This is a genomic window from Luteibacter sp. PvP120 (genome assembly GCF_054055715.1).
The window spans coordinates 40,295-65,487 of record NZ_JBSRXP010000012.1 but is presented as its reverse complement, the minus strand read 5'-3'; the positions used below and the strand labels follow the sequence as shown (position 1 = coordinate 65,487).

Here is a 25,193-nt window from a genome sequence, read left to right as displayed (position 1 = left end):
TCAATTCACGTTTTCCACGGATTCACGAACGGTTTCCGGAGCAGCCAGCAACCGTGGATGTTGTGCCGGCGGGAGAAGTCGAACGGGATGCTGGGAGCGCTCCAGTCCTCAATGGAAAAGTGGGGTTCCAGCGCGGCCTTATCAAGCTGGAAACGGCGGAAATTGTTCGAGAAAACAATGACCCCGTCCGGCAGCAGCCGGTCCAGGCACAGCATCAGCAGCTTCACGTGATCGCGCTGCACGTCGAAGTCGTCGGCCTTCTTGGAGTTGGAGAAGGTCGGTGGGTCGACGTAGATCAGCCCGTACTGCATCGAGCGCTTCTCGAGGAAGGTCAGGGCATCTTCCTGCACCAGCCGATGGCGTGCACCTTCGAACCCGTTCAACGCCAGGTTGCGCGATGCCCAGTCCAGGTAGGTGCCGGACAGATCCACGGTGGTGGTGTCGCGCGCATCGCCGGCCGCCGCGTAGACACTGGCCGTGCCCGTATAGGCGAACAGGTTGAGGAAGTGCTTGCCCGGCGCCAGTTCGCGGATCTTCTCGCGGACCAGGCGATGGTCGAGGAACAGGCCGGTGTCCAGGTAATCGGTGGGGTTGATGAGGAAACGGAGGCCGCCCTCGCCCACCTCGATGAACTCGCCCTTCTGGTCGAACTGACCGTACTTCGAGCCACCCTTGCCGCGCTCGCGCGTCTTCACCGCGATGCGCTCACGGGGAATGCCGAACACCTCGCTGGCCACGCGGCCGATCTCGCGCATGCGGATGCGCGCCACGTCCACCGGCACGTCCTGCGGCGCCTTGTATTCCTGGATATGCAGCCAGTTTTCGTAGACGTCGATGGCGGCGGCGTACTCGGGCAGGTCCTGGTCGTAGGCGCGCCAGCAAGTGATGCCCTCGCGGGTGAGCCGCTTGCGCAGATGGCGGACGTTCTTCTCCAGGCGGTTCTTCAGCATCTCCGCACCGGGCGACAGCGGTTTCGCTTCGCGCGGGGCTTCGTCACGCGCGCGCAGGGCGTAGGTCAGCAGCGGGGTTTCCAGCGCGCCGTTGAACAGGGCGTAGCGCTTGTCGGGGCTGAGGCGCAGCGCACGACCCAGTTCCTCGTCGCCGGCCAGCACCGCCGCGCGCCAGCCGGCGAAACGGTCCTTCAGGGCCTGGCCGAAGTCGCGATAGAGCGCCGGCAGCTCGGCACGATCGCCCAGGCGTTCGCCGTAGGGCGGATTGGTGATGACCAGGCCCAGTGGTGTCTCCGGCGGCGGTGCCACGTGCACCGCGTCTCGCTTGTCGAGATGGACGAAACCCGCCACGCCGGCGCTTTGCGCGTTGCGCTTGGCGGTCTGCACCATCTGTGCATCCGAATCGCTGCCGAAGAACACCGGGCGCAGGGCACGCAGGCCTTCTTCCGCCCGCGCCTTGGCCTCGTCGTAGATGGAGCGCCACAACGCGTAATCGTGTTTGGCCCAGCCGAGAAAACCGTAGTAGTCACGACGCAGACCGGGCGCCACGTCGGCGGCCATGAGCGCGCCTTCGATCAGCAGCGTGCCCGAGCCGCACATCGGATCGACCAGCGCACCGCCTTCGGCGTAGATGCGCGGCCACTGCGCACGCACCAGCATGGCGGCGGCGAGGTTTTCCTTCAGCGGCGCCTCGCCTTGCTGCTCGCGCCAGTTGCGACGATGCAACGGCAGGCCCGAGAGGTCGATCGACAGCGTGGCGCGGTCGCGGCGCAGGCGCACGTTGACGCGCAGGTCGGGTTCTTCCGGATCGATATCCGGGCGCGCACCGGTGGCGGCACGGAACTGGTCGACGACGGCGTCCTTGGTCTTCAGCGCGATGAACTGGCTGTGCGTGAGCTTGCTCTGTGCCGTGTTGGCATCCACGGCCAGCGTGCCGTGCGCGGCCAGGTGGGTGGCCCAGTCGATGTCCTGTACACCCGCATAGAGGGCGTCCTGGTCGGCGGCGTCGAACTCGGCCAGCGGCAGCAGCACGCGGCTGGCCATGCGCGACCACAGGCAGGCGCGGTAGGCCGTCTCGATGTCACCGGCAAAGGACACGCCGGCCAGGGCCTCGCGCACGTCCTTCGCGCCGATGGCGATCAGTTCGTCCTTGAGCAGGTATTCCAGGCCCTTCGGGCAGGTGGCGAAGAAGTTCATGCCAGGTCCCCGAGGAAACGGCGGAAGGTGGTTTCGATGTCCGCCATGGCGTTGCCCAGCCGGTGGTCGTCCTCGACCAGCAGCATCGGGATCGCATGGCTGCGCGCGAAGGCGAAGGCCTCATCCACAGGGCAGACATCGTCCGCATAGCCGTGGATCATGAAGGCGGGCACGCCCCTGGCGAGGTCGAAGGCCCGGCCGTAGCCGGGGATGCGCGCAGGCAGCGCCAGCAGGAACACTCCGGCCACCGGGGCCTGCAGCGAGGCCAGCCCCGAGACGAAGGCGCCCATGCTGGACCCGACCAGGATCGGGGGCGCCGGGGAGTCCGCGATGGCCCGGGCCAGCCGCGCCAGCCGCGGGTCGACGCAGCCGGCATGGCCGAGGGCGTCGTCGTCACGGTAATCGGGGCGGACCGTGGTCCAGCCCAGCGAGCCGGCCAGGGCCGCCAGCGCGCTGACTTTGGTGGCGTCGGGGCCGGAATCGGAACCGTGGGAAAGGATGATGTGACCGCGCATGGCGGACTCCGTACGCGGAATGACCGGCTATGTTATCAAAGCGCCATGATCGACATCCGCCCTAACCCCCTCCCCTACGAACACCGCCTCCCGGAGCGCCCGGCCGACGCGGTGGACCTGGTCGTCATCCACTGCACCGAGTTGCCCGACCTGGCCATGGCGCGCGAGTACGGCGAGCGCGTGCTCTACGAGGACCGCGGCACGGGCGCCAGCGGGCACTACTACGTCGATCGCGACGGAACGATCCAGTGCTACGTCGATCCGCTCCGCATTGCCAATCACACCCGCGGCTACAACCCGCGCTCGATCGGCATCGAGCTGGTCAACACCGGTCGTTACCCCGACTGGTTCCACTCGGCCCGGCAGCTCATGACCGAGCCCTACCCCGCCGAACAGATCGACGCCCTGCGCGCCCTGCTCGACGACCTCGCGCTGCGCTTTCCGTCGCTGCGCCATATCGCCGGCCACGAGGACCTGGACACCGCCATGGTGGCCGCCAGCGACGATCCGAACCGAGAGGTGCCACGCAAGCGCGACCCGGGCCCGCTATTCCCGTGGTCGAAGGCCTACGACGCGGCCCGCCTCGCGCGGCTGGCGGGCTGAGGCCCGGTATACTTTCCGGCCATGTCGCCACCCCGCTCAGCAGAGACCCCCATGACGGACAACCATGTCGGCGAACTCGTCGAACTGCTCGAACTCGAGCGCCTCGAAGACAACCTCTTCCGCGGCCAGAGTCGCGACATCGGCACCAAGTTCGTCTTCGGCGGCCAGGTGCTCGGCCAGGCGCTGTCCGCCGCGCAGCGCACGGTGGACCCGCGCCGCGAGGCGCACTCGCTGCATGCCTATTTCCTGCGTGCCGGCGACATCAACGCGCCGATCGTCTACAGCGTCGAGCGCACGCGCGACGGTGGCTCGTTCTCGTCGCGCCGCGTGGTCGCCATCCAGCACGGCCAGCCCATCCTCAACGGCTCCATCTCGTTCCAGGAACCGGAAGCCGGCTACGAGCACCAGATGTCGATGCCCGAGGTGCCTGCACCCGAGGACGTCGAGCCGATGCCGGCGATGACCGCCGAACAGCTGGCACGGCTGCCGGAGAAGACCCAGCGCTGGCTCGGCATCGACGGCCCGTTCGAATTCCGCCACGTGTGGCCGCGCGACGAACTGCGCCCGGCCAAACGGCCGCCTTACCAGCACATCTGGTTCCGCCTCACCGCGCCGATCGACGACACGCTCGGGCTGCACCAGGCGCTGCTGGCCTATGCGTCGGATTTCCACCTGATCGGCACCGCCACCCTGCCCCACGGCATCTCCTACCTCACCCGCAACATGCAGATGGCCAGCCTGGACCACGCGTTGTGGTTCCATCGCCCGTTCCGCATCGACGACTGGCTGCTGTATTCGTTCGACAGCCCCACCTCGCAGGGCGCGCGCGGCCTGGCGCGCGGCATGATCTACACCCGCAACGGCGTGCTGGTGGCCTCCACCGCGCAGGAAGGCCTGATCCGCGTCCGGCCGGACTGAACCCCCCATGGGCATCGAGCTGCGGCACCTGCGTTATTTCATCGCCGTGGCCGACGAGCTGCATTTCAGCCGCGCCGCCGAGCGGCTGGGTATGTCCCAGCCGCCGCTCAGCCAGCAGATCCGCGACCTGGAAAGCCTGCTCGGCCTGCGCCTGCTGCGACGGACGAACCGACGCGTCGAGCTGACCGATGCCGGCCGCGTCTACCTCGACGCCGCACGCGACATCGTCACGCGCGTGGACGATGCCGCCGACCAGGCGCGCCGCGCCGAGCGTGGCGAGATCGGCGAACTGCATGTGGCTTTCACTCGTTCCACCCCGTTGATCGAGCGGTTCCCGCGAGCGATCCGCGCCTTCCGCGACGCCTATCCTGCGGTGCGTCTGGTGCTTGTGGAACGGAACACGTTGCAGCAGGTGGCATGCCTGCTGGACGGAAGCCAGCACGTGGGCCTGCTGCGTGGCGGTGCGCTACCCGCCACGCTGGTCTCGCACAAGCTGGTCGACGATCCGCTGGTGGCCGTGCTGCGCGCCGATCATCCGCTGGCCAAGCGCAAGCGCGCCCGGCTGCGCATGGACGAACTGGCCGACGAACGCTTCGTGGTCTTCAGCCGTGCCGCCGGCACCGGCGTGCACGACCAGTTGCTGTCGATGTGTCGCAACGCGGGCTTCGTGCCGCGCATCGCCCAGGAAGCCGGTGAGTCGTCCACGATGATCGGCCTGGTGGCCGCGGGCCTGGGTGTCGCCGTGCTGCCGGACTCGCTGCGCCACGTGCGTGTCGACGGCGTGGCCTACGTCGCCATCGATTCGCCGGATGCCGCCAGCGCGCTGCACGTCACCCACCGTCGCGACGATGCCTCGCCGCTGGTGAAGGCGTTTACGGCGCTGATGCTAAAGGCGTGAGCGTGCGCAGCTTCAACGCGACAGCCAGGCCGGCAAGGATCAGCACGGCCGCATAGATCGCCACGCCGTTCCACCCGCCGTGGTTCCAGGCCAGCCCGCCGATCGAGCCGGCGATGCTCGAACCCATGTAGTACGCGAACAGGTAGAACGACGACGCATGCGCCTTGGCGAACGACGCGCGTCGACCCACCCAGCTGCTGGCGATGGAATGCCCGCCGAAGAAACCGAAGGTCAGCAGCGCGATGCCCGCGACGATGGCCCACAACGACGCGCTGGCCGTCAGCGCCACGCCAGCCAGCATGATGACGAAGGCCGACCACAGCACGCGACGGCGACCCAGCCGGCCGGCGAGCGCCCCCATCCAGGCCGAGCTGCCCACGCCGATCACGTAGACCATGAAGATGGCACCCACATGCGACTGCGACAGCGAGAACGGCGCGGCGATGAGACGGTATGAGACGTAGTTGTAGATCGTGACGAAGGCACCCATCAGCAGGAAGCCTTCCGCGAACAGCCACGGCAGCCCCTTGTCCCGCCACAGCGAACCAAACGACGCCAGCAGGGCCCGCGGATGCGCGCGCCGCTTCTCGAAATACGCCGATGCGGGCAAGCCGCGCAGCACCAGGTACGACGCGACCAGGCCGAGGCCGCCGATGACCGCCACGGCCACGCGCCACGAGGCATGGTCCGCGGCGAAACCGGCGATCAGTCGTCCACCCATGCCGCCGAGGGCATTGCCACCGATATACAGCCCCATGGCGAAGCCGAGTGAATCGCCGTGGATCTCCTCGCCCACATAGGTCATGGCCACCGCAGGCAACCCCGCCAGGGTAAGGCCCAGCAGCGCGCGGATGACCAGGAACGCATCCCAGTGCGGCGCCATGGCGGAGAGCAGCACCAGCAGCGACGAGCCCAGCAGCGAGGCCAGCATCACCGGCTTGCGCCCCAGGGCATCGGAGATCGCCCCGGCGAACAGCATGCCCACGGCCAGCACGCCGGTGGTCAGCGACAGCGACAGGCTGCTGCTGGCCGCGTCCACGCCGAAATCGTGCGAGAACGCGGGCATCAACGGCTGCACGCAATAAAGCAGGCCGAAGGTAGCGAACCCCGACGAGAACAAGGCCAGGTTGGTGCGCCGGAATGCCGGCGTGCCGTGCCTGATACGGCGATCGACTACGACGGCCGGTGCGGGCGACGAACCGTCCACGGGAACCTCCAGGGAATGAGCCATGTCGCCAAGGCTAGACCCTGAATTGAGTCGGATCGATACCGGTACGCGTCCTCTTCGATATGTCCTGCGTATGAATCGGCTCAGCGGGTGACGGTGCCGGTATCGCCGCCATCCCACTGGATGGCCGCCGCCAGTTCCTCGTCGGTGAGGGCCAGGGCACCGGACCCGGCCTCGGTCTTGAGCGACAGCACATGGCCATCGTGGCGGGACAATTCCCGCGCGCCCGAACTGGCCATCGCATGCGCGCGTTCATCGTCCGAGGACAGCAGCACCAGCAGGGTCTTCGAGCCGGCCACGAAGCGCACGCCGCTGGTGGCACCCGACTTCGCCAGCGCCGCGGAATCCAGCGCCACCGCCGTGACCTTGTCCGTCCAGCGCGGCGGCCCGACGAAGGTGTAACCCGCGGCTTCGTCGCGCCAGGCGAAGCGTTTCATCGGATCGGCCGCCGGGGCGCGCTGCCCGTGGGTACCGGGCGGGGTCTGCGCGGCCGAGGCGGCGAAGGTGCAACCAAGCAGGAAAGCGATGGCAAGGGGTTTCATGGCGCACCTCGGGAAGATAGGCGCAGCGTACGCTTCCCGTGTCTGGATGGCGTCAAGCGCCCCGGTCGGCGTCCGCCCCGTCGGGATCGGGTGAACCGTCCCGGCCACTTGCCCATGCGAACAGGGCGATGCCCACGACGATGGCCACGGCACCGAAGGCCGCGAGCGGACCGGGCAGCGACTCGTGCAGGAAGAGCACGCCGATGCCCGTGGCGAACAGCAGTTCGGCGGCCTGCATGGCTTCCACGCCGGCCAGCGCGGTGCCCTGGCGTCCGACCATCTCGGTGGCGTGGAAGAACAGCACGGTGGCCACCACACCCGAGGACAAGGCCACGCCACCGGCCAGCAACACCTCGCGCAGGGACGGCGGCCCCAGGGTGACCCACGCCACGCCCGCGAAGACCAGCCACACCGGCGCGCTGGCCAGGGTCATCCCGAACACGCGCTGCACGGCGCCCAGCCGGGTGCCCGTGCGCTCCAGGTGCAGCAGGATCATCCGGTTGCCCAGCGGATACGCGAACGCGGCGAACACCACCGCGCCCACCGCCAGCCAGGCGGAAGCATCCAGCGCACCCCGCGCATGGCCGAACTGCAGCAGCATGACGCCCAGCACGATCAGCGCCCCGATCGACAGCGCCCCGACCTGCCAGCGGGCCCGCTCGTCGCGATAGATGAAGGGCGCCAGCAGGGGGCCGGCCAGCACGGTGGTCTGGAAGCTGCCGGCCACCAGCCACGACGGCCCGCTGCTGGCCGCCCAGGTCAGCGGCACGCCGAACAGCACGAAACCGACGGCACTCCAGGTGAGCCAGATGCGCGTATGCCCGCGCAGTTCCTGTGGCAGCGCGCCCAGTCCACCGCTGAAGGGCAGGACCGCCGCCAGCAGCGGCAGCGTGATGAGATAACGAAGGATCACCGCCCATTGCCAGTGCCCGCCCCCGCTGACCACGGCGCGGTTGAGGACATAGGTGAGCGTGAAGAACAGTGCGGACAGCAGCGCGAGGGCGACCGCCCGGGAAGCACGGGAACGCATGGCATGACCTGGAACGAACAGGCCCCAGTGTGCCAGCGACCGCGCGCAACGTCAGCCGGCGTCGTCAGCCGCCTCGTTGAGCTCCAGGAACAGCTCCTGCAACTCGCCGCCGATGGGCCGGCCGTCGATGCACAGCGTCACGTCGCCCTCGATACCCGCCACCGGGCAGCAGCCGTCGACGATACCCAGCAGGTTGGCCGTGGTATCGATCATCGTGTGGCAGATCACCTGGAGGAACACCTCCTTGCCGGCCTCGTCCAGCCCGTTGAACAGTTCCAGCGCGTTCACCCAGTGCGGGTCCACCGCGCGCTCGGCCGGCGTGGTGCGGAACAGTTCGGCGTAGACGGCGAGGTTGTCGCGGACCACGGCCTGCTGGAGGGCGGAGACGAAACACTCGGGAGACATGGCGCCACCTGCGGGAAGACGATATGCAGCCTATGTGTGGGAGGTATGCCCCCGCCTCAATGGCGCTCCCGCCCTTCCCGGCCTTCCCGGCCTTCCCGCCGCGGCCGGCGCGACGCCGGCACGTAGCCGGGCCAGATGGCATCGTAGAAATAGCGCTCCACCGCGCTGGGCGGCGCATAGGCCTGCACCGGTGGCGGAATCAGCTTACGCAGCCTCGCCTCGTTGTGCTCGGCCCAGCGCGTCACCATGCGCTGCATCAGGGACATACCGCGCAGCACGGCCCCCTGCCCCTGCCGCGGCCCATAGCGCCAGCGCACAACCCAGCGCCCATCCTGCGGACTGACCCGCGCGAACGGCCGCGTCGTCCCCTCCAGGACCGCGTACTGCCGCTCACCCATCCGTATCCAGTTCACCGTGGCCATGGGGCCGAGATTAGGTGGGCCCGGTCTCAGATATGTGGACGGCGCGGCAGGTTTGCCTGAGGTTTTTCAGGCAAGTTGCTGGGTGGGGACGCGAATCCACCGTGGCCCCTTAAAGCGCCGGACGCCGAAAGTGTGTAGCGATGACGAGTAGGAGGATGGGGATCAGAGACAGGGCGGCAAAGGGAATATCAATCGCCACAAAGGTGTCGGGCTTGATCAGCGGAGGGAAAACAAAAAGCGCAGCACCCACCACAGCTACGGCTACACGGCTGGGAAAGGCCACCCAAAGTACTACCAATGTGCACGCTACCGTCAGAAAGCCAAGATCGAGAAAGTGAGCATCCGCATTCGCGAGGTACCACCCGTAGCGCATCTTGAACATGACGTAGCTGGCGACGAGGCCAATGCAAGCCATCGACAGGAATAAAACCTTACTCATAGGCGTTATTCCCCGAATCGCTGGTTGTCGATAATGTCGTGCTGGTTCTTCTGCCATGTCTGGTCTACCTGAGGTGCCCAAATGGGTTGCAAAAGAGGATTCTGGTGCCAGTTGTTGCCCTCGCCGTAGCTGCGTAGCGTGGTGCTGCCATCGCTATTTTTCTCGCCGAAGCGCATGACATAGCCTTCGGCCAGCTTATGCTCTCCGGCGATGGTGTAATTAACTACGACATCTGAGTATTTTGCCGGATTAGGCGATGGGACCACAAAGGAGCGGACGAAGTTGTCGCCATTCATAATGGGAATGTTGCCAACATTGTTCCTGGTACCGCCAGGGGAGGCTGGCAAATCCCGACCCGGTGTCGGGTTGTACATCAGTCCGTCCCTCGCCTGCGTCAAGGACAGCGTACTCGAGGTACGGACATCGTAAGTGTGGAACGATAGATCCGCCGGACCGAAACCAACTGCGCCAACGTTATTGGGAATGGGGGAAAGGTTTGGAGCTGCACCATTTTCAGGCTGGATAAAAATCTGACCATTGGCGACTACAGCGCGGCGGCCATCTGGGTCGATATTTGCAACAGGATTATTGTTGGCATAGCTATACCGCGCAAATTGCATCGGGTTGCCCGGTGTCACGACTTGGGGATCGGTACTGAGGAAACGCGCACTTTTCGGGTCGTAATATCGGGCTTGCATGTAAATTAAGCCGGAGCTCGGATCATCGACATGACCGGCATAACCTGGGCCGGGTTGCGGGTCACCTAAAGCCTGCTCTCCATAGGGCTTGCGATCTGTTGTTGTGAGTAGATTACCTTGCTCATCGGCTGTAGCGAGCACCGTTCCCTGGGGATCGGTGTAGTAGTAGGTAACCTTCGTTAATCCATCGGCATGAGCCCCACCGCATGCCAAGCCCCAAAAGCTGGCTACTAGCCAGCACCTAAGCTGAAATCGCTGCATCCTTGTCCCCTGTGCGATACCTGAACAGAGATTATAATAACGGAACGTAGAAGGGATTTTATTTTTCGAACCCATTGCCGGTCCTGCGGACTGACCCGAGCAAACGGCCGGGTCGTCCCCTCCAGGATCACTTACTGCCGATCACCCATCCGTATCCCGTTCACCGTGGCCATGGGGCCGAGGTTAGGCGGGTGCCGCCGCAGGTTTGTACGAGTAAAGATGGACGTACCGATGTAGCGCTCGTCGTCCGTCATTTGCCGGATGCCGTTGTCGACGCCCCCCTGATTATGCCATCGCGATATTCGCCTAGGCGCCCTTCTGGACACCTGCTCGTCCCAAAAATCGACATCGAAACGGGGCCGCTCAGCACGGCACTTTCCTCTATTCAGTCATTCAAATGAGAGGCAGACTTAACGGTCGAAGTTGAGATCGTAGTGCTTCGTCGGATCGTATATTAAGCGTTCAACTGTTTCGTATACGACACGTTTAACATCAATAACCTTGCTCGCGCCATCTACCCAATTGGCGAGTGAAGGATCGAAAACCACCAAGTTGTGTCCGTCGCCGACCGTGCTCCGAAACAGTAGGCCATCAAACCCAAGCTGCCGAAATATCTCTGCCATAAATTGAGTGAGGGTATACATGCTGCGATTGCTAGGGGGAGCGGCCGTGGAAAATGCTTGTTCCATAGTAGCTATTAGTTCAAGCATGCTCAGCTCCTCGTCACTGTGCCATAGCTTGGTCAAATCGTGTGTGCGAATGTCCGCGACACGTAGGTCCCGTGCTAGTTCGAAGCACCCAAGCGACACCATTTCGCCGGGGTGGGGCCGGATCTCCGCAGCTGCGGTATCGGAGTTGGATGCCAAGTACAGGTAGGAAACCCCAGGTCGGTTCGCCCGACCTGCCGACGTCGTCCCAACAGGCGGAGCACCGATATCAGCTCCCTCATGAGGTTGATAGACATAATCCAGAGGGGCTCCGACATAAGTAATTGAAGCAGCCCGCTGCTTCGCTCCTAATCTTGCGCGAAACCACCGAGACTGAGCAGGCACACGCCCCGAAACGTAGGGAACAACCGGACGGATGACCTCAATGTACTCTGCCTCGACAAGGAAGTGATTACGCTCTTTAAGTAATTCTATTGCTCTACGAACAGCCTCGCTAGTTGTGGATGAAATTGGCGTCATCGGAGGATAGTTATAGATATCCCGACCGAAGGCGGTGATGATCTCGATCTCCGGTGCCCGCTCCACAATATCGTCAATAAAGGACATCACCAGCTCTTCTCGATCTAAAGCGCTTTGCTTCGCACTGATCTTGAGCAACGGGTTTGGATTGATGAAAAACAAGCCGCTGAGGCTACCATCACCAAGTTGGCCGTGATACTCCCATTCACCAAAGTGATAACGGATAAGTGCCTTTATTGCGAGCACGAACTCGTCATGCACGGTATCCACGCACGTGACGTTAGCAGTGCCGCAGATGCCACAGGTTGATTGTCGACCCAAACGAACGACCAACTGTTGCAAGAGCGGAGCGACGCAACAATCGAAGCAGACGCCGTATATCACAGCGCCACGGCACTCATTCGTAACAGTCGTCATTCTAATATCCCATATAAAATTGGCGCTGAGGTAAAAGCTGGGACGACCTGCCCGCCGAGCCCCCCCCTGCCGCAGCGGTCCGGTTGTGAAGTTGAGACTAATGTATCTGTTTCGCGTAAGCAGTCGAAATCAGCTCGCCGAGTGCCTTCGTCCGCTCTTCGATACATTCCCGTGGACAGTTTTCGATATCAGTTTCGGCATGCATCAGGCTGGGAAATCCGTTTCCATTGAGCTACTCATCGCAATGCCTTCATTGAACGATTCTATATTGACGTTCTGGTTAGGCTTCCGGCCCGCAGTTACCGTAAGCGCAGACGATTACCTCATCGCCATGTCGTGGGAATGAGTGCACCGCCATGACGCCATCGTTCGACAACGGCGGCTTGGAACCAGTCCTCGTGAAGGTCCGCGTGCTCGGTGATTATCACCTGCATGTTGGGTGTGAGTTCGTTGACTACGTTGTTAATCAGTTCGAACATCCTGACGACCGCCATCCGGTCCTCATCGAGCAGCGCCTCTCCGTCTGCACCCGTGTCCACTTCAGCCGGGAAGTAGACCTGGGATGGCTGGTCTAGAAAGAGGAAGCGCGGAACGGGACGTTCCTTTCGGACAAACCACTCGTGCAGCGCCAAGTGCGCAATAAGGTGGCAACCAACCCAGTTGGCGCCGCTACCCATGACGCTCATGGGAATCGGCCCGTTCTCGCCGTCCGCGATGACCTCCAGTTTCTTCCGGTCCAGACGGAACGGGACGCCCATGTGCTCCAGTTCCAGGAAGCCAGCCCAACGGGTCATCTGCCCACTCAAGCGAGACAGAATGGAATCCACACGCTCTCTAACAGCGTCGTCACCGAGGTCCGCTTCGAGCAGCCTGATCTTCTCCGCCAGATCCGTGATGCTTGCCTGCAAAGACGAAGAGTCGCCTCGCGTTGGGTACGACTCCACGGTAGCGCTTATGCGCCCCAGCACCATCGCGCGACGAGTCGCCGTGTCTCGCATCGAGGACAGGCGCTGATCCGACCGACGGACGGCCTCAAGGGCGGCCCAATTGTCTTGTAGATCAATGCGGACTAGGTCAAATTCGCGCCGCTTCTCGACGATCAGCGCCTCAAGCCCCGGCGTGCTACGCCTTACAGCCTCAAGCTGAGCGGAAGCCGCCCTAAGCTCGGCTTCGAGTTCGGCATAAAGCGGAACGCGGTCGCTGGGTTGGCTACAGAGAGGACAGTGACTCCCGACAGAGGGCTCGAGCAGCCCGATGCTTTCTAACCGCGAGACCTGTTCGCTGGCCTCATGGGTGTAGGCGTTCTCTTCATTGCGGAGCTCGACCATCGCCCTGATCTCATCGTCTAAGCGATGCAGCTCCCGCCGGAGTCCGCTCCGTCGATCGTTCAGGCGGGCGAGCTCCGCTTGATCCGGGCCATCTAACTGCTCTGCGATCTGGTCCGCTAAGGGGCGTGACATGACGCCCGAGAGCGCGGCCATGTCGCCTGCGGAGGATTCGGTGGCGTAGTCCTCTGGCAGAAGCCCGACATCCCTTGCCTCCGCGATTAGTGCGGAAATGCTCCCGTCACTAGTCAGCGTTCCAATCCGGGTGATTGCTTGCTCCTTCGCACGAAGTTCGCGGCGCAATTCCTTTAGCAACGCGGACTTGCCGACGTAGTCCTCCTCGACGGCGCCCAGGAAATAAGGAAACGAGTCCTTTATCGCCTGCGCAAACCACGTGTCGGTCTGCCCGTGAAATAGGAACCCGGGCTGGGAGATCTCCGTCTGAGGCTGGAATACGTAAGCTAGCGCGTGCCGCAGGTTTGCGGACAGCGGTAAGCGCGTCCGGTCCGCCGGTGGGTCGTGTCGATTCAGGGCGATGCCGGTCACCATACCCAACCGCTCTGCGACAGAATCGATATTGGTTGTGACGGCTAGTTCTTCGAGCAGTGGGATCGTTAGCTCGACACCAGATGCATAAAAGGCATCGGTCGTGATTTGACGGTTCTTCGCAGGCGCGCGCCGGGCGACGAAGTGCTGCGCGTTGCCGTCAGTCAGGCGAAGGCCATACCAGACCACGTGCTCACGGATAACCCCATGCGGAACCTCGTAGGAGCCGCTGCCAAGACAGTAGTCAACGATGGAGACGAGTGCTGATTTTCCCGTCTTCGAATCGCCGGTAATGATGTTTAGCTTGCCGGGCTTTAGTGACAACACCCGTGGGCTACGCCCCGTGGCGTATAGGACGATGTCAAGAATCTGTATGCTCAAGGTCGCACACCCCAAAGTGCCATGACTGTTCGATAGTCACCCGAACCTGCGAACCACCTTCCAACGAAAATTGCCCTCTTCACACAGTCGACGACTTCAGGTGACTTAATCGATGTCACAAATCGCTCGACGGACCTCAACTTCGCCATTCCATGCAGACGTGGCCCCTGAATGTCGATCAGGCCTCCGTGACAGGCGGTCGCTATAGAGTCCTTTACCATGGGGGCCATCGCGGAAGCGCGGTCCGCAAAACCTACTTGGGCGTACGCGTTGACACTAATCCAGGCAGCCAGCGATGTCGCGACCGTCTTTGGTAACGCATCACGAGTAATCTTGTGCAGAACCACGGGAACTGCGAGAAAGGCCAACGCGTATGGCAGGCCCTGCCGCCCATCTGCTGACTCCCGTTCATAGCCGCGAACGGCGCAGAAAACAAGCGCACCGAGAAAGGCCGGGTTAAAGAGACGCGCCTGCTCAGCTGGCTGCTCGCGCCATGGAGACATAGTCATACTGCCGGCCTTGATGCAAGCAGGGCCTCAAGCCGCTCCAAAAACTTTGGGTGCCACCCCACCGCACGTTTGTCTGCCAGCATGTGTAGTGAGCCTCGCGACATGCTGGCGTTGCTGACTCTGACGCGGATCGGAAAGCAGGACGTTTCCGCCCACTTATAGATATCGCGTGCTGTTCTGGTCAGCGCATCTTCCGCCGCGTCGTCGCCGAGCTCATCGACGGCACGTTCAAAAACGATTTCCCATTCCTCCCGGAGTGTTCGCTCGTACTTGTCTAGCTCACCGAAGAGAAGGAGATTCTCACGCATCCAGCGCGACCTCTGCTCGAACGCCCGATAGTAGTCCCGGACCGCGGCAACCACCCGTTTCGGCGAAACCTGTGCAAGCCTTGCCTGATGAACAAAGATCGAGTCTTCAAAGGCGGCCAGCGTCACCTCTGCCTGAAGGATGTCATCGTCAACCGGCAAAGAATCGATAAGAAATTGGTCCCTGAGTTCGTCAATCTGCGATTCCAGCGCCGCACTGGCGAGGAGCGTCATTGATTGCTCAATCAGATGCTTCTGGCACTGTACGAACCACCAGCCTTCGAGCCGGGCCAAGAACGACGATGCAACATCGCGTCTTACCGCAGTGCGGGCATACTCGGTCAGACCGTTTTCGATGTCGCCGATGTTTGGCGACTTGGGAACAATCGTGATGGAGCCCACGAGGTCAAGCTTCTCACTTTCACTCAGACGAAGGAACAGCTTGTAGGCGCGCGCATTTTCGGCATTCATTGATGTCGCTGCGACATTAGAAAGCGCAGCTACTGCCCCTGTTTCGTCTCGACCCTCAACGCCAAGCTTGGCGGCTACGGAGAATTCCGCCGTAGGACTGGTGGTGACCAGACACAAGCGCGCGTTGAGCGGAATCGTGCCATCGGAACGGCCGGTAAGCCACACGCGGAGTGTCTTCCAGATGTCCGAACTACTATCTGTTAGGTTCGCTTCAGATTTCAGGTGGTGCTTGAGCTGGTATAGCTCGAGCGGGCCACCTGACTGCTCGAATGCGACGTCATCAAGCGTCTCGAGAAAGACGGAAAATATCTGTCCCTTAGCTAGCCGTTGAAGCGATTCGAGCAGCGCATGACGAATTTGATAAAGGTACCCGAGGGCGGCGTCGCCCGCGCCAAAGAGCGAACCACTAGAGCCTCCTGAGGTCATTTCCTTATCTCCTCTGTCTGCCTAGCATCATGTTCAATGCGTTGCACAATGCGAGCATCTAGCGCGGTAGGTCCGTCCTAGCCTAACAATCATGTACCAAGGTCTCACGCTAGCGCAAGCCCAGCGACTAGACGTTTAGAATGCTCTTATACCACCACAACGACGCCATCCTCCGAGTAAGAGATCGCGGGCGCACTAGCCCTAAAGTTGAAGGCAGCCCAGCCGATGAGCCGTCAGCGATGAGGACTTGGCTGCAAGTTAGATCGAAGGGTGGTGCGTGCCATTTTTTTGCCGTTTCTTCAGTTAAGTCAAAAACATGTAAGTCGAAAACATGAAAAACCGTTCGCCTGCCACCAGTAGCATAGTCAACGCGACGTCCGCTGATTCGGGCGATCCACTTCTTTCATTGATACCCTGACCAAGCGCATCAGCGTGTTTCAGCTAGTGATCCTGGCAATGGGCGGCATCCTGAGCTTGTGATGATTGCTCAGGTGTACCAGTCGCTATCCTTTCCATCCGATCCGGGTTCGGCCGCCTAGTCCAGCCAGCCTGTAGCGGCTTGTGCACCTCTCGATATCGGATGAACGTACTTCCACGGATTGATGAGTTGGCCATGTCGAGACCTGAAAACCGGTCTCAGCTTATGGAAAGCCTAGGTGCTGTCCGGCTCAACACGGTCTGGAGTTGGTGCCCGGTCAACGAGCACGAACGCAAGGTCTACTTCAGCATCTGGGTCGATAACAGCTTCACCCACGCTGGTGACAAGGGCTACATCCTGCAGGAGCCCGACTGGGGCGTCGACGGCAAGGGCGCCCTCGCGCAATGACCAGGACGCAAAGTTGCGCTTAGTTTTTGACCAGGGTTACGTGCCATATGGTTATTTCATCGTGGCCAAGGACGAGAAAGAACACCTACGTGAGATCGCCGAGACCCGAACATCATTCGTGATTCGGCTAGAGTTAACGTGGCTTGACGATGGCAACGTCTTTGGCTTGCCTCGCGAGCGGATCGAGATTCGCTGAGCATATTATCCCGGCAAACCCAGTATTCGCCATTCAAGCGCCCGTCGCGAGGCTCAGCCGGGAGAATCATGCGTATCCTAGTCGGCGCGAGTAGCCACTGACGACTAAAGAGCAGTACCGACTGCGCTGTGGCACCTAAGATTGTTTCGAGAAGATGCTTCTCAGAAAAGCGCGATGCGGGAAATATGGATGACGAAGATCAAGGCCGTAATATCGCTTCTCCCTTTCATTGCCGTCCTCTCAGCGGCATTGTCAGCGCCATGGTGGCTAGCGCATGTCGAAGATGACGTAATTGGCGGCTAGCCCAATGCAAGCCATGCCAGGAGTAAAACCTTGGTCATGGGCGTTATTCCCCAATCGCTCACTGTCGGTAATGTTGTGCTGAGTCTTCTACCATGCCTGCGCGCCGAAGCCACAACCATCGTCGCAGTACCCAGCGACGAGGCAATCTGTTTGGAGAGCAAGACGTTGGCGACCTCGAACGCGCCTACCTTCCTTAAAGATGCCGCTTCGGGCGACACCGCAGACGTTGCTTTCCCGCCCCGGACGCCTCAGTCGTCAGTGAGGTGTCGGGTGGTCATCCTCTGAGCGAGTTCGGCCGCTTGCGGCCGCTGCCCGAGCGCAGAGGGTGACCACCCGACGCCTCCTCCCCGCAGAGAAGAAGACCGCCAATGACGGCGAGCCGTTCCCGTAATCGCAGATCGTGAAGCTTAAGCGCCGACCGTCGAATACATCTTAACGAGGCGTGCCTACTGCTGCGTTCACTGCGCCGATAACTAAGGATTCCACACGCGCGAGTGGGCTGTCCACTTCAGGCATAGCGGCATATTCGAACGTCCGGGTAATCTCACCGTTCTTCAGCAGCAGGGTAGCGAACATATCGGGTGCCAGCATCGGCGGTGTCGGTACGATGATGTCACCGTGCGCATCGAAGTGCGGTTGCCCGCCCCACTTGTCGGCACCCCATGCATCGTTCCCGGCGCAAACGATTCGGGCGATGGTCGCAGACGGCACCTGGCCTTCCTTGATCGCTTCGCGCGCCGGCTTTCCATCGAAGTTCGTGTAACTGCCGAACTGCGCACCCTGCCACGACGGACTGGCAACCAGGTCATCGAAATTCTCGGCACTAATGCAGCGCAGTCGTTCCCATGCTTGACCGGTATCCAGATCGATGGCCCATGACGTGCCGCACCCCCAGCTACCGCCTGAAGCAACGACAAGATGCGCTGGCACAGCACGACCTTCCGGCATACCGACATTGAACGCGCGCGGCGGTCCCGTATCCACATAGCGTCGGACGGTTTCGCCAAAAGCATGACCCTGGCAACCGATAGCGGCATGGGTACCGAGAGGCAGCAGTGCAACGAGCGTAGCCAGCATGCGTCCGTACATGGATCTGTTCCAGTGAAAGTGAAAGTGCCTTATACCCAAGGCTCCATATGCGTCAGCAACAACCGCACGCTTTCCCTGCCCTGCCAATCGTTGACCGATAGCTCATAGGCCACACGCATGCGCGCAGGCGGAGGCGTGCCTTCGTAGCAGTTGAACATCACCGCCTCCAGCGGCGCGCCGCCCTGGGTGTGCCGCAGTTGCAGGCGCAGGTGGCGGCTGCCCATGGGTTTCCACGAGGCGCATTCGAAGCGCGCTTCGAACACCGGCGGCGGAAAGGCCTGGCCCCAGGGACCGGCATGGCGCAGCTGCTTCGCCAGGTCCAGGGTGTGGTCGCGGTAATCCAGTTCGCCGTCGGTGTGCACCAGCGCCTGGAGGTGATCGTCGTCGAGGTGGCGACGTGCGGCGGCGTCGAACGCCGCGGCGAAACGATCGAAATCGCGCGCCTGCAGACTGAGGCCGGCGGCCATCGCGTGACCGCCGAAGCGTAGGATCAGGCTGGGATGCTTCGCGTCGATCTCGGCCAGCGCGTCGCGGATGTGGAAACCGGGGATGGAGCGCGCGGAACCGCGCAGCTCGTCGGTGTCGTCGCCGGCGGGCGCGAAGGCCAGCACGGGGCGATGCAGTTTCTCTTTCAGCTTCGATGCGATCAGGCCAACGATGCCCGGATGCCAGCCTTCGTCGAACAACGCCACGCCTACGGCATCCACGTGCCGTGCCAGCGCCACCATGCGCTCGGCTTCCTCGACCATGCCCGCCTGCATTTCGCGGCGTTCCTGGTTGATGCCGGAGAGTTGTTCCGCGTAGCGCCGTGCAATGCCCACGTCGTCGGTGAGCAGGCAGGCCACGCCCAGCGACATGTCTTCGAGGCGTCCCGCCGCGTTGAGCCGGGGGCCGATGGCGAAGGCCAGGTCGGTCGCGGCGATGGTGGCCAGCGAGCGGCCGCTGGCTTCGATCAGCGCGGTGATGCCGGCGCAGGCCTTGCCGGCGCGCATGCGTTTCAGGCCGGCGTCGACCAGTACGCGGTTGTTGAAATCCAGCGGCACCAGATCGGCGACGGTGCCGAGCGCGACTAGGTCGAGCAACGCGCCCAGGTCCGGCTCGCCCTGCGTGAACCGGCCGGCATCGCGCATCGCGGCGCGCAGCGACAGCAACAGGTAGAACATCACGCCGACGCCCGCCAACGCCTTGCTGGGAAAACCGTCGTCGGCGAGGTTGGGGTTCACGATGGCATCGGCCTCGGGCAGCGTGTCGCCCGGCAGGTGATGATCGGTAATCAGCACGCCGATGCCGCGTGCCCGCGCCGCGGCGACGCCGGCCACGCTGGCGATGCCGTTGTCGACGGTGACGATCAGGTCGGGCGACGGTTGCAGCGATGCCACCAGCGCTTCACTGAGCCCATAGCCATGCACGAAACGGTTGGGCACCACATGCGCCACGTGCCGCGCACCCAGCAGACGCAGGCCGCGCACGGCGACTGCCGTGCCGGTGGCGCCGTCACAGTCGTAATCGCCGGCCACCACGATGTGCCGGTCGTTCGCGATGGCATCCATCAGCACCGCCACGGCACGATCCATGCCGCCCAGCAGCGTCGGCGACAGCAGCCGCGCCAGGCGATGTTCCACGCCATCGGGCGTGCACACGCCACGCGCGGCATAGATGCGCTGGATGACCGGATGGACGTGCCCGGGCCAGCCGCTCGGCGGGGCCTCCGCCTCGCGTCGGCGCCACACGCGGCGCGTCATGGCTTGCGCCAGAACCGCAGCCGGTGATGCTTGCGCAGCACCGTGCGCGTGCCGTCGGCGAAAGCGAGACGAAGCTCCGCGCCGTCTTCCAGCCGCGCCTGGATGGCGGGCCACCACGACCGTGCGAAATCGTCCGCCTGCACGTCCTGCAGGTCGAGCAAGGTATACGGCGAGGCATCGCTGCCGACGAACGCGCTGCGCGCCTGCACGTCGACATCGGCCTTGTGGCCCAGCGACCAGGCCAGCAGGTCGTCGCTGTGGATACGCGACAGGCCGCACTCGATCCAGTCGGGCAGCACGCCCGGTCCCCACAGCCACACGCTGTTGACCGGCGGCAGGCCGCGCGAGGCGCGCGCGCGGTTCACCGGATGGTTGTGCAACACCACCTGCGCCTCGTTGATCAGGGCACGCCAGCGCCGTCCGGCGTCGCCCTTGGGCAACTGCTCGAAGAGGTCGGCACCCAGCGCGTCTTCCGGCTCGGGGAAGGACGGCACGTCCACGTCAGCGGGCAGGCGCAGCTGCCAGTGCTGCGCATCGCCCATCTGCAGGCGCATGCCTTCCGCCTCGAACGTTTCGGTCAGCGCGGCCACCAGGGCGGCCGACTCCTCGACCGTCAGCCCCAGGTTGCCGCATGCCAACAGGCGCGCGCCGCTGAGCTCGGGCTGCACCCAGGCCGGATCGGCGGACAGCCATTGCGCCGTGCCTGCATCGCCGGCCACCGACTGACGGATCAGTGCGGCGGCGGGCAGCGACCCGCCGGGCCAGCGGAAGTACTCGGCCATCGCCGCCAGGTAACCCGGCGCGGCGGCCGGCAACGTGCTGCCACGCGCCAGCCAGGTGGCGAACGGGGCCACGGTGGCGAGCTTGTCGCGCCCCGGCAACAGCACGTTGAGGACGACGCCCACGCCTCAGTCCCCGATCTGCTCGAGGATGCCCAGCCATTCCAGCTCCAGGGCTTCCTTCTCGCCGCGCAGCGACGACTGGCGCTGGCTGAGATTCATCAGTTCCACCGTGGGGCCGTCGTAGACCTTCGGATCGGCCAACTTGCCTTCCAGCGTGGCCAGTTCCTTGTCGAGCGTGGCGATCTGCGTCTCGATTTTCTTCACCCGCGCGCGCAGCGGTTTTTCCTTCTCGCGTTCCTCGGCGCTGAGCTTGCGCTTCTCCTTCGCGGACGCCTGGATGGGCGCTTCCGCCGCGGCCGAGGCGACGGCGGCGGTCTTGCGCGTGGTGGCGCGCGAGCGCAGCCATTTCGCGTAGTCGTCCAGGTCGCCGTCGAAGGCGTCGACGTTGCCGTCGGCGACACGCCAGAACTCGTCGCAGACCATGCCCAGCAGGTGGCGATCGTGCGAGACCAGCACCAGTGCACCGTCGAACTCGGCCAGCGCGTCGGCCAGGGCCTCGCGCATGTCGAGGTCGAGATGGTTGGTCGGTTCGTCCAGCAGCAGCAGGTTGGGTTTGTCCCACGCGATCAGGGCCAGCGCCAGGCGTGCGCGCTCGCCGCCGGAAAACTTGTCCACCGGCTCGAACACGCGATCGGCCGGGAAATTCCAGGTACCCAGGTAGTCGCGCAAGGCCTGCTGGCCGGCGGTGGGCGCCTTCTCCTGAAGATGGTCGTACGCGCTCCAGCCTTCGTGCAGGCTTTCCACCGTGTGCTGGGCGAAGTAGCCGATCTTCATGTCCTTGTGGAACGAGCGCTCGCCCGTCAGCGGCTCGAGCTCACCCACCAGCGACTTCACCATGGTGGACTTACCCGCGCCGTTCGGACCGAGCAGGCCGATGCGATCGCCGGCCTCCAGGCCGAAGGCCACGTCGCGCAGCACCACGTGCTCGCCGTAACCGGCGTCGATGTGGTCCAGCTGCAACATCGACGTGGGCAGGCGGTCCGGCGTGGGGAATGAAAAACTGAAGGAGCGCTCGGCGCGCACGGCTTCCGTGCCGGCCAGTTTTTCCAGCCGCTTCATGCGCGACTGCGCCTGCTTGGCCTTGCTCGCCTTGGCCTTGAAGCGGTCGATGAAGGATTGCAGGTGGGCACGTTCGGCCTGCTCGCGCACGTGGGCGATCTGCTGCTGGCGCAGGTGCTCCGCGCGCTGCCGCTCGAAAGCGGTGTAGTTGCCGGTGTAGAGCTTGGCCGTGCCGTCGTGCAGGTGCATGGTGTGCGAGATCACGCCGTCGAGGAATTCGCGATCGTGCGAGATGATCAGCAGCGTGCCGGGGTAGCGGCGCAGCCATTCCTCCAGCCACAGCACGGCGTCCAGGTCCAGATGGTTGGTCGGTTCGTCCAGCAGCAGCAGGTCGGACGGCGCCATCAGCGCGCGGGCCAGGTTCAGGCGCACGCGCCAGCCGCCGGAGAACGACGCCACCGCGCGCTCGTGGGTGTCCGGGCTGAAGCCCAGCCCGTGCATCAGCCGGCCGGCACGCGCGCGGGCGTCGTAGCCGTTCAGTTCCTCGATGCGCTGGTTGGCTACCGCGACGGCTTCGTAGTCTTCCCGCTCGTAGGCTTCCGCCTCGGCCTTCAGGACGGCCGCCACCTCCACATCGCCGCCCAGCACGTAGTCGATGGCGGGGTCCGGCAGCGCGGGGGTTTCCTGCGCGACCGAGGCCAGGCGGACCTTGGACGGCATGTCCAGGTCGCCCACTTCCGGCTCGAGCTCGCCCTTGAGGGCGGCGAACAGGGTGGACTTGCCACAGCCGTTACGGCCGATGACGCCGAGGCTCCACCCGCTCTGAATGGTGAGGTCCATCTGCGACAGCAGGGTGCGGCTGCCCCGGCGAAGGGCAAGATTGCGGAACGAGATCATGGATTGGGCAAACTGGCGGCTGGCGACCGCCCATGATAGCCGCCCCATGGCGTGTGTGGAGGCGATCTGTTAAAACGGCGTCTTGCGCCGCATGGGGAGCGCGACGGAGCCGTCATGAACACCTTCAAGCCTGTTTTCCTCGCGACCGCCCTGGCCGTCGCGACCGCCGCCCTGTCCCCGGTCGTCCATGCCGGCGACAGCCTGCTGGTCAACCGCGTCCAGCAGGAGCAGGCGATGAACCTGCCCCGCAAGGGCATGAGCATGACCCAGGTGGAGCGCCAGTTCGGTACGCCGATCTCGAAACTGGATGCCCGCGGCGGCGGCAGCGCGAAGCAGCCGGTGATCAACCGGTGGATGTACCCGGGGTACATCGTGTATTTCGAGCGCAGCCATGTGGTGCATGCCGTGTTGAATACGCCGGCGGGGAACAATGTGAATCCGCAGAATCCGCGGTGAGGGTCTTGAAGGTCGGTTGAGGGTACGGGATCGCGCACATCGTGCGCTCCTACACCGGGTGGTGCGACACCGGGTGGTGCGGCAAACGGCGCGGGTGTGTGGTGGGTGGGGCGGAGGCTTTACACTAGCGGGCTTCCCCCTTGCCGCCGTTGCCCGCCATGACCGACCGTAGCTCGTATCGCCTGCCCGCCGAATGGGAACCGCAGGCCGGCGTCCTGATCGCCTGGCCCCACGCGGGCACCGACTGGGCCGATCGCCTGGCCGAGGTCGAGACCACCTATGTCGCGCTGGCCGTGGCCGTCACCCGCTTCGAGCCGCTGCATGTGATCGTGGCCGATGCCGCGCTGCGTGAGCGTGCGCGCCAGGCCGTCGAGCAAGCCGGCGCCGACATGGCGCGCCTGCACTTCATCGAACTGCCCTACGACGACACCTGGCTGCGCGATTCGGGCCCGATCACCCTGACCGGTCCGGATGGCGTGCTGCTGAACGACTACCGGTTCACCGGCTGGGGCGGCAAGTTCGGCGCCGACCAGGACGACGCGCTGATCGCCGGCCTGCTCGAGCGCGGCGTGCTGTCGGGGCTGCCGCACCGGCGGATCGACTGGGCCCTTGAGGGCGGGGGTATCGAAAGCGACGGCCGCGGCACCGTGCTCACCACGTGGAAGTGCCTCGCCCAGCGCCATCCCACGCTGTCCCGCGAAACGATGACCGACACCCTGGCCACCACCCTGCACGCCGACCGCGTGCTGTGGCTGGACCACGGTTACCTTGAAGGCGACGACACCGACGCCCATATCGATACGTTGGCGCGCTTCTCCGAGGACGGCGGCATCGTGTACCAGGCATGCGACGACAGGGCCGATCCGCACTTCGCGGAACTCGGCACGATGGCCGATGAACTGGCCGCGCTGCGGACACCGGAAGGCACGCCGTATCCGTTGCACCCGCTGCCGTGGGCGCAGCCGATCCTCGACGAAGGCCGTCGACTCGCGGCGTCCTACGCCAACTACCTCATCGTCAACGGCGCCGTGCTGGTGCCGTCGTATGGCGACGCCCGGGATGACGAAGCCGCACGCATCATCGGGCTCGCCCACCCCGGTCGCGAGGTGGTGCAGGTGCCATGCCGTCCGTTGATCTGGCAGAACGGCAGCCTGCATTGCATCACCATGCAGCTTCCCGCCGCCATCGCCGCCTGAAGGAGCCCCTCATGTCCCGCACCACCCTCAAGGTCGCCCTGCTCCAGGAAACCGATCGCGGCAGCCGCGATGCCAACCTCGACGCGATCGAGCAAGGCCTGCGCGATGCCGCCGCGGCCGGCGTCGAGCTGGTGCTGCTGCAGGAACTGCACAACGGCCCGTACTTCTGCCAGCACGAGAACGTCGACCTGTTCGACCTCGCCGAGACCATCCCCGGGCCGAGCACCGAGCGCCTGGGCCGGCTGGCCGAGGAACTGAAACTCGTCGTCGTCGCCTCGCTGTTCGAAAAACGCGCCACAGGCCTGTACCACAACACGGCGGTGGTCTTCGATCGCTCGCGCGCCATCGCCGGCAAGTATCGCAAGATGCACATCCCCGACGACCCGGCGTTCTACGAGAAGTTCTACTTCACGCCGGGCGACCTGGGTTTCGATCCCATCCCCACCTCGGTCGGCAAGCTCGGCGTGCTGGTCTGCTGGGACCAGTGGTACCCCGAAGCCGCGCGCATGATGGCGCTGGCCGGTGCGGACATCCTGTTCTACCCCACCGCCATCGGCTGGGACCCGAAAGACACCGACGACGAGAAGGCACGCCAGCGCGAGGCGTGGATCACTGTGCAGCGCGGCCATGCCGTGGCCAACGGCCTGCCCTTGCTCGCCTGCAACCGCACCGGCTACGAAGCCGACCCCACCGCCGTCGGCAACGGCATCCAGTTCTGGGGTTCCAGTTTCGTGGCCGGGCCGCAGGGCGAATTCCTCGCCCAGGCCGGCACCGAGGGTCGTGAGCTGCTGATCGTGGATGTCGACATGCAGCGCAGCGAGCACGTGCGTCGCATCTGGCCGTTCCTGCGCGATCGCCGCATCGATGCCTACGGCGACCTCACCAAGCGCTTCCGCGACTAAGCCCCAGCCCAG

At 64.1% G+C, this 25,193-nt stretch carries 24 protein-coding genes; 7 read left to right on the top strand and 17 right to left on the bottom strand.

What is annotated here, in order from left to right:
* Positions 1–5: 5 nt before the first annotated feature.
* Together rlmKL and ACVKN3_RS18335 are read right to left on the bottom strand one after the other, a co-directional pair.
* Positions 6–2,147, bottom strand: a complete 2,142-nt coding sequence (gene rlmKL, locus ACVKN3_RS18340; protein ID WP_354517192.1) for a bifunctional 23S rRNA (guanine(2069)-N(7))-methyltransferase RlmK/23S rRNA (guanine(2445)-N(2))-methyltransferase RlmL — start codon at positions 2,145–2,147, stop codon at positions 6–8.
* Complete coding sequence (locus ACVKN3_RS18335) at positions 2,144–2,662, bottom strand: alpha/beta fold hydrolase (RefSeq protein WP_285406735.1); 519 nt, start codon at positions 2,660–2,662, stop codon at positions 2,144–2,146. Before ACVKN3_RS18335 ends, rlmKL begins: the two co-directional genes overlap by 4 nt.
* Positions 2,663–2,707: 45 nt before the next feature.
* On the opposite strand from ACVKN3_RS18335, the gene ACVKN3_RS18330 reads away from it, so the two are divergent.
* From ACVKN3_RS18330 to ACVKN3_RS18320, 3 genes are read left to right on the top strand one after another with little or no spacing between them, the layout of a single operon-like run.
* On the top strand, positions 2,708–3,265 hold the full coding sequence (locus ACVKN3_RS18330; protein ID WP_354517189.1) for an N-acetylmuramoyl-L-alanine amidase: 558 nt from the start codon (positions 2,708–2,710) through the stop codon (positions 3,263–3,265).
* 51 nt (positions 3,266–3,316) lie between these two features.
* Positions 3,317–4,183 (top strand): acyl-CoA thioesterase, encoded by an 867-nt coding sequence (locus ACVKN3_RS18325; protein ID WP_036140635.1) that lies wholly within the window; start codon positions 3,317–3,319, stop codon positions 4,181–4,183.
* Positions 4,184–4,190: 7 nt separating this feature from the next.
* Entirely contained in the window at positions 4,191–5,081 is an 891-nt protein-coding gene (locus ACVKN3_RS18320; protein ID WP_285406738.1) for a LysR family transcriptional regulator, read from the top strand.
* On the opposite strand, the gene ACVKN3_RS18315 is transcribed toward ACVKN3_RS18320, so the two are convergent.
* The 11 genes from ACVKN3_RS18315 to ACVKN3_RS18265 form a co-directional block, all read right to left on the bottom strand.
* Complete coding sequence (locus tag ACVKN3_RS18315) at positions 5,056–6,312, bottom strand: MFS transporter (protein ID WP_354517186.1); 1,257 nt, start codon at positions 6,310–6,312, stop codon at positions 5,056–5,058. The genes ACVKN3_RS18320 and ACVKN3_RS18315 overlap by 26 nt on opposite strands.
* Before the next feature lie 80 nt (positions 6,313–6,392).
* Complete coding sequence (locus tag ACVKN3_RS18310) at positions 6,393–6,851, bottom strand: hypothetical protein (protein WP_354517184.1); 459 nt, start codon at positions 6,849–6,851, stop codon at positions 6,393–6,395.
* A gap of 52 nt (positions 6,852–6,903) precedes the next feature.
* The gene (locus ACVKN3_RS18305) at positions 6,904–7,881 is read right to left on the bottom strand and encodes a multidrug resistance efflux transporter family protein (RefSeq protein WP_354517182.1); all 978 of its coding nucleotides are present in this window, start codon (positions 7,879–7,881) and stop codon (positions 6,904–6,906) included.
* A 51-nt stretch (positions 7,882–7,932) separates the two neighbouring features.
* Positions 7,933–8,286 carry a hypothetical protein gene (locus ACVKN3_RS18300; protein WP_285406743.1) on the bottom strand — a complete coding sequence of 118 codons (354 nt, stop codon included), beginning with the start codon at positions 8,284–8,286 and terminating at the stop codon, positions 7,933–7,935.
* A gap of 56 nt (positions 8,287–8,342) precedes the next feature.
* A complete protein-coding gene (locus tag ACVKN3_RS18295; RefSeq protein ID WP_354517179.1) occupies positions 8,343–8,708 on the bottom strand; it encodes a hypothetical protein in 366 nt (121 codons plus the stop codon).
* Between the two features lie 109 nt (positions 8,709–8,817).
* Positions 8,818–9,147, bottom strand: a complete 330-nt coding sequence (locus ACVKN3_RS18290) for a hypothetical protein (protein ID WP_354517178.1) — start codon at positions 9,145–9,147, stop codon at positions 8,818–8,820.
* Between the two features lie 5 nt (positions 9,148–9,152).
* Complete coding sequence (locus ACVKN3_RS18285; RefSeq protein WP_354517176.1) at positions 9,153–10,181, bottom strand: RHS repeat-associated core domain-containing protein; 1,029 nt, start codon at positions 10,179–10,181, stop codon at positions 9,153–9,155.
* Positions 10,182–10,516: 335 nt separating this feature from the next.
* Positions 10,517–11,563: an RES family NAD+ phosphorylase gene (locus ACVKN3_RS18280; protein ID WP_354517174.1), complete on the bottom strand. Its 1,047-nt coding sequence runs from the start codon at positions 11,561–11,563 to the stop codon at positions 10,517–10,519.
* 470 nt (positions 11,564–12,033) lie between these two features.
* Positions 12,034–13,962 carry a DUF3732 domain-containing protein gene (locus tag ACVKN3_RS18275; RefSeq protein WP_354517172.1) on the bottom strand — a complete coding sequence of 643 codons (1,929 nt, stop codon included), beginning with the start codon at positions 13,960–13,962 and terminating at the stop codon, positions 12,034–12,036.
* On the bottom strand, positions 13,959–14,465 hold the full coding sequence (locus ACVKN3_RS18270; protein WP_354517215.1) for a three component ABC system middle component: 507 nt from the start codon (positions 14,463–14,465) through the stop codon (positions 13,959–13,961). The genes ACVKN3_RS18275 and ACVKN3_RS18270 overlap by 4 nt, the downstream gene beginning before the upstream one ends.
* 2 nt (positions 14,466–14,467) lie before the next feature.
* On the bottom strand, positions 14,468–15,673 hold the full coding sequence (locus ACVKN3_RS18265; protein WP_354517171.1) for an ABC-three component system protein: 1,206 nt from the start codon (positions 15,671–15,673) through the stop codon (positions 14,468–14,470).
* A 643-nt stretch (positions 15,674–16,316) separates the two neighbouring features.
* On the opposite strand from ACVKN3_RS18265, the gene ACVKN3_RS18260 reads away from it, so the two are divergent.
* A complete protein-coding gene (locus tag ACVKN3_RS18260) occupies positions 16,317–16,499 on the top strand; it encodes a hypothetical protein (protein WP_354517169.1) in 183 nt (60 codons plus the stop codon).
* Positions 16,500–17,430: 931 nt separating this feature from the next.
* Here ACVKN3_RS18260 and ACVKN3_RS18255 read toward each other — a convergent pair.
* From ACVKN3_RS18255 to ACVKN3_RS18240, 4 genes are read right to left on the bottom strand one after another with little or no spacing between them, the layout of a single operon-like run.
* A complete protein-coding gene (locus tag ACVKN3_RS18255) occupies positions 17,431–18,087 on the bottom strand; it encodes a hypothetical protein (RefSeq protein WP_354517167.1) in 657 nt (218 codons plus the stop codon).
* A 29-nt stretch (positions 18,088–18,116) separates the two neighbouring features.
* Positions 18,117–19,829, bottom strand: coding sequence for a single-stranded-DNA-specific exonuclease RecJ (gene recJ / locus ACVKN3_RS18250; protein WP_354517165.1), 1,713 nt, complete (start codon positions 19,827–19,829; stop codon positions 18,117–18,119).
* Positions 19,826–20,734 carry a phosphoglycerate mutase gene (locus ACVKN3_RS18245; protein WP_354517163.1) on the bottom strand — a complete coding sequence of 303 codons (909 nt, stop codon included), beginning with the start codon at positions 20,732–20,734 and terminating at the stop codon, positions 19,826–19,828. The genes recJ and ACVKN3_RS18245 overlap by 4 nt, the downstream gene beginning before the upstream one ends.
* Positions 20,735–20,737: 3 nt before the next feature.
* Positions 20,738–22,627, bottom strand: a complete 1,890-nt coding sequence (locus ACVKN3_RS18240) for an ABC-F family ATP-binding cassette domain-containing protein (RefSeq protein ID WP_285402131.1) — start codon at positions 22,625–22,627, stop codon at positions 20,738–20,740.
* Positions 22,628–22,741: 114 nt separating this feature from the next.
* Here ACVKN3_RS18240 and ACVKN3_RS18235 point away from each other — a divergent pair, with 114 nt between their 5' ends.
* The 3 genes from ACVKN3_RS18235 to ACVKN3_RS18225 all read left to right on the top strand — a co-directional run bounded on the left by ACVKN3_RS18235 (position 22,742) and on the right by ACVKN3_RS18225 (position 25,181).
* Entirely contained in the window at positions 22,742–23,083 is a 342-nt protein-coding gene (locus tag ACVKN3_RS18235; protein ID WP_354517161.1) for a hypothetical protein, read from the top strand.
* A gap of 158 nt (positions 23,084–23,241) precedes the next feature.
* Positions 23,242–24,279 carry an agmatine deiminase family protein gene (locus tag ACVKN3_RS18230; protein ID WP_354517159.1) on the top strand — a complete coding sequence of 346 codons (1,038 nt, stop codon included), beginning with the start codon at positions 23,242–23,244 and terminating at the stop codon, positions 24,277–24,279.
* Positions 24,280–24,290: 11 nt separating this feature from the next.
* Positions 24,291–25,181 (top strand): carbon-nitrogen hydrolase, encoded by an 891-nt coding sequence (locus tag ACVKN3_RS18225; protein ID WP_285402127.1) that lies wholly within the window; start codon positions 24,291–24,293, stop codon positions 25,179–25,181.
* The last annotated feature ends 12 nt before the right edge of the window (positions 25,182–25,193 follow it).

Excerpts from the sequence above, each read along its gene's own strand:
- rlmKL (WP_354517192.1), bottom strand. The coding sequence starts at position 2,147 with ATGAACTTCTTCGCCACCTGCCCGAAGGGCCTGGAATACCTGCTCAAG.
- ACVKN3_RS18335 (WP_285406735.1), bottom strand. The coding sequence starts at position 2,662 with ATGCGCGGTCACATCATCCTTTCCCACGGTTCCGATTCCGGCCCCGAC.
- ACVKN3_RS18330 (WP_354517189.1), top strand. The coding sequence starts at position 2,708 with ATGATCGACATCCGCCCTAACCCCCTCCCCTACGAACACCGCCTCCCG.
- ACVKN3_RS18325 (WP_036140635.1), top strand. The coding sequence starts at position 3,317 with ATGACGGACAACCATGTCGGCGAACTCGTCGAACTGCTCGAACTCGAG.
- ACVKN3_RS18320 (WP_285406738.1), top strand. The coding sequence starts at position 4,191 with ATGGGCATCGAGCTGCGGCACCTGCGTTATTTCATCGCCGTGGCCGAC.
- ACVKN3_RS18315 (WP_354517186.1), bottom strand. The coding sequence starts at position 6,312 with ATGGCTCATTCCCTGGAGGTTCCCGTGGACGGTTCGTCGCCCGCACCG.
- ACVKN3_RS18310 (WP_354517184.1), bottom strand. The coding sequence starts at position 6,851 with ATGAAACCCCTTGCCATCGCTTTCCTGCTTGGTTGCACCTTCGCCGCC.
- ACVKN3_RS18305 (WP_354517182.1), bottom strand. The coding sequence starts at position 7,881 with ATGCGTTCCCGTGCTTCCCGGGCGGTCGCCCTCGCGCTGCTGTCCGCA.
- ACVKN3_RS18300 (WP_285406743.1), bottom strand. The coding sequence starts at position 8,286 with ATGTCTCCCGAGTGTTTCGTCTCCGCCCTCCAGCAGGCCGTGGTCCGC.
- ACVKN3_RS18295 (WP_354517179.1), bottom strand. The coding sequence starts at position 8,708 with ATGGCCACGGTGAACTGGATACGGATGGGTGAGCGGCAGTACGCGGTC.
- ACVKN3_RS18290 (WP_354517178.1), bottom strand. The coding sequence starts at position 9,147 with ATGAGTAAGGTTTTATTCCTGTCGATGGCTTGCATTGGCCTCGTCGCC.
- ACVKN3_RS18285 (WP_354517176.1), bottom strand. The coding sequence starts at position 10,181 with ATGGGTTCGAAAAATAAAATCCCTTCTACGTTCCGTTATTATAATCTC.
- ACVKN3_RS18270 (WP_354517215.1), bottom strand. The coding sequence starts at position 14,465 with ATGTCTCCATGGCGCGAGCAGCCAGCTGAGCAGGCGCGTCTCTTTAAC.
- ACVKN3_RS18265 (WP_354517171.1), bottom strand. The coding sequence starts at position 15,673 with ATGACCTCAGGAGGCTCTAGTGGTTCGCTCTTTGGCGCGGGCGACGCC.
- ACVKN3_RS18260 (WP_354517169.1), top strand. The coding sequence starts at position 16,317 with ATGGAAAGCCTAGGTGCTGTCCGGCTCAACACGGTCTGGAGTTGGTGC.
- ACVKN3_RS18255 (WP_354517167.1), bottom strand. The coding sequence starts at position 18,087 with ATGTACGGACGCATGCTGGCTACGCTCGTTGCACTGCTGCCTCTCGGT.
- recJ (WP_354517165.1), bottom strand. The coding sequence starts at position 19,829 with ATGACGCGCCGCGTGTGGCGCCGACGCGAGGCGGAGGCCCCGCCGAGC.
- ACVKN3_RS18240 (WP_285402131.1), bottom strand. The coding sequence starts at position 22,627 with ATGATCTCGTTCCGCAATCTTGCCCTTCGCCGGGGCAGCCGCACCCTG.
- ACVKN3_RS18235 (WP_354517161.1), top strand. The coding sequence starts at position 22,742 with ATGAACACCTTCAAGCCTGTTTTCCTCGCGACCGCCCTGGCCGTCGCG.
- ACVKN3_RS18230 (WP_354517159.1), top strand. The coding sequence starts at position 23,242 with ATGACCGACCGTAGCTCGTATCGCCTGCCCGCCGAATGGGAACCGCAG.
- ACVKN3_RS18225 (WP_285402127.1), top strand. The coding sequence starts at position 24,291 with ATGTCCCGCACCACCCTCAAGGTCGCCCTGCTCCAGGAAACCGATCGC.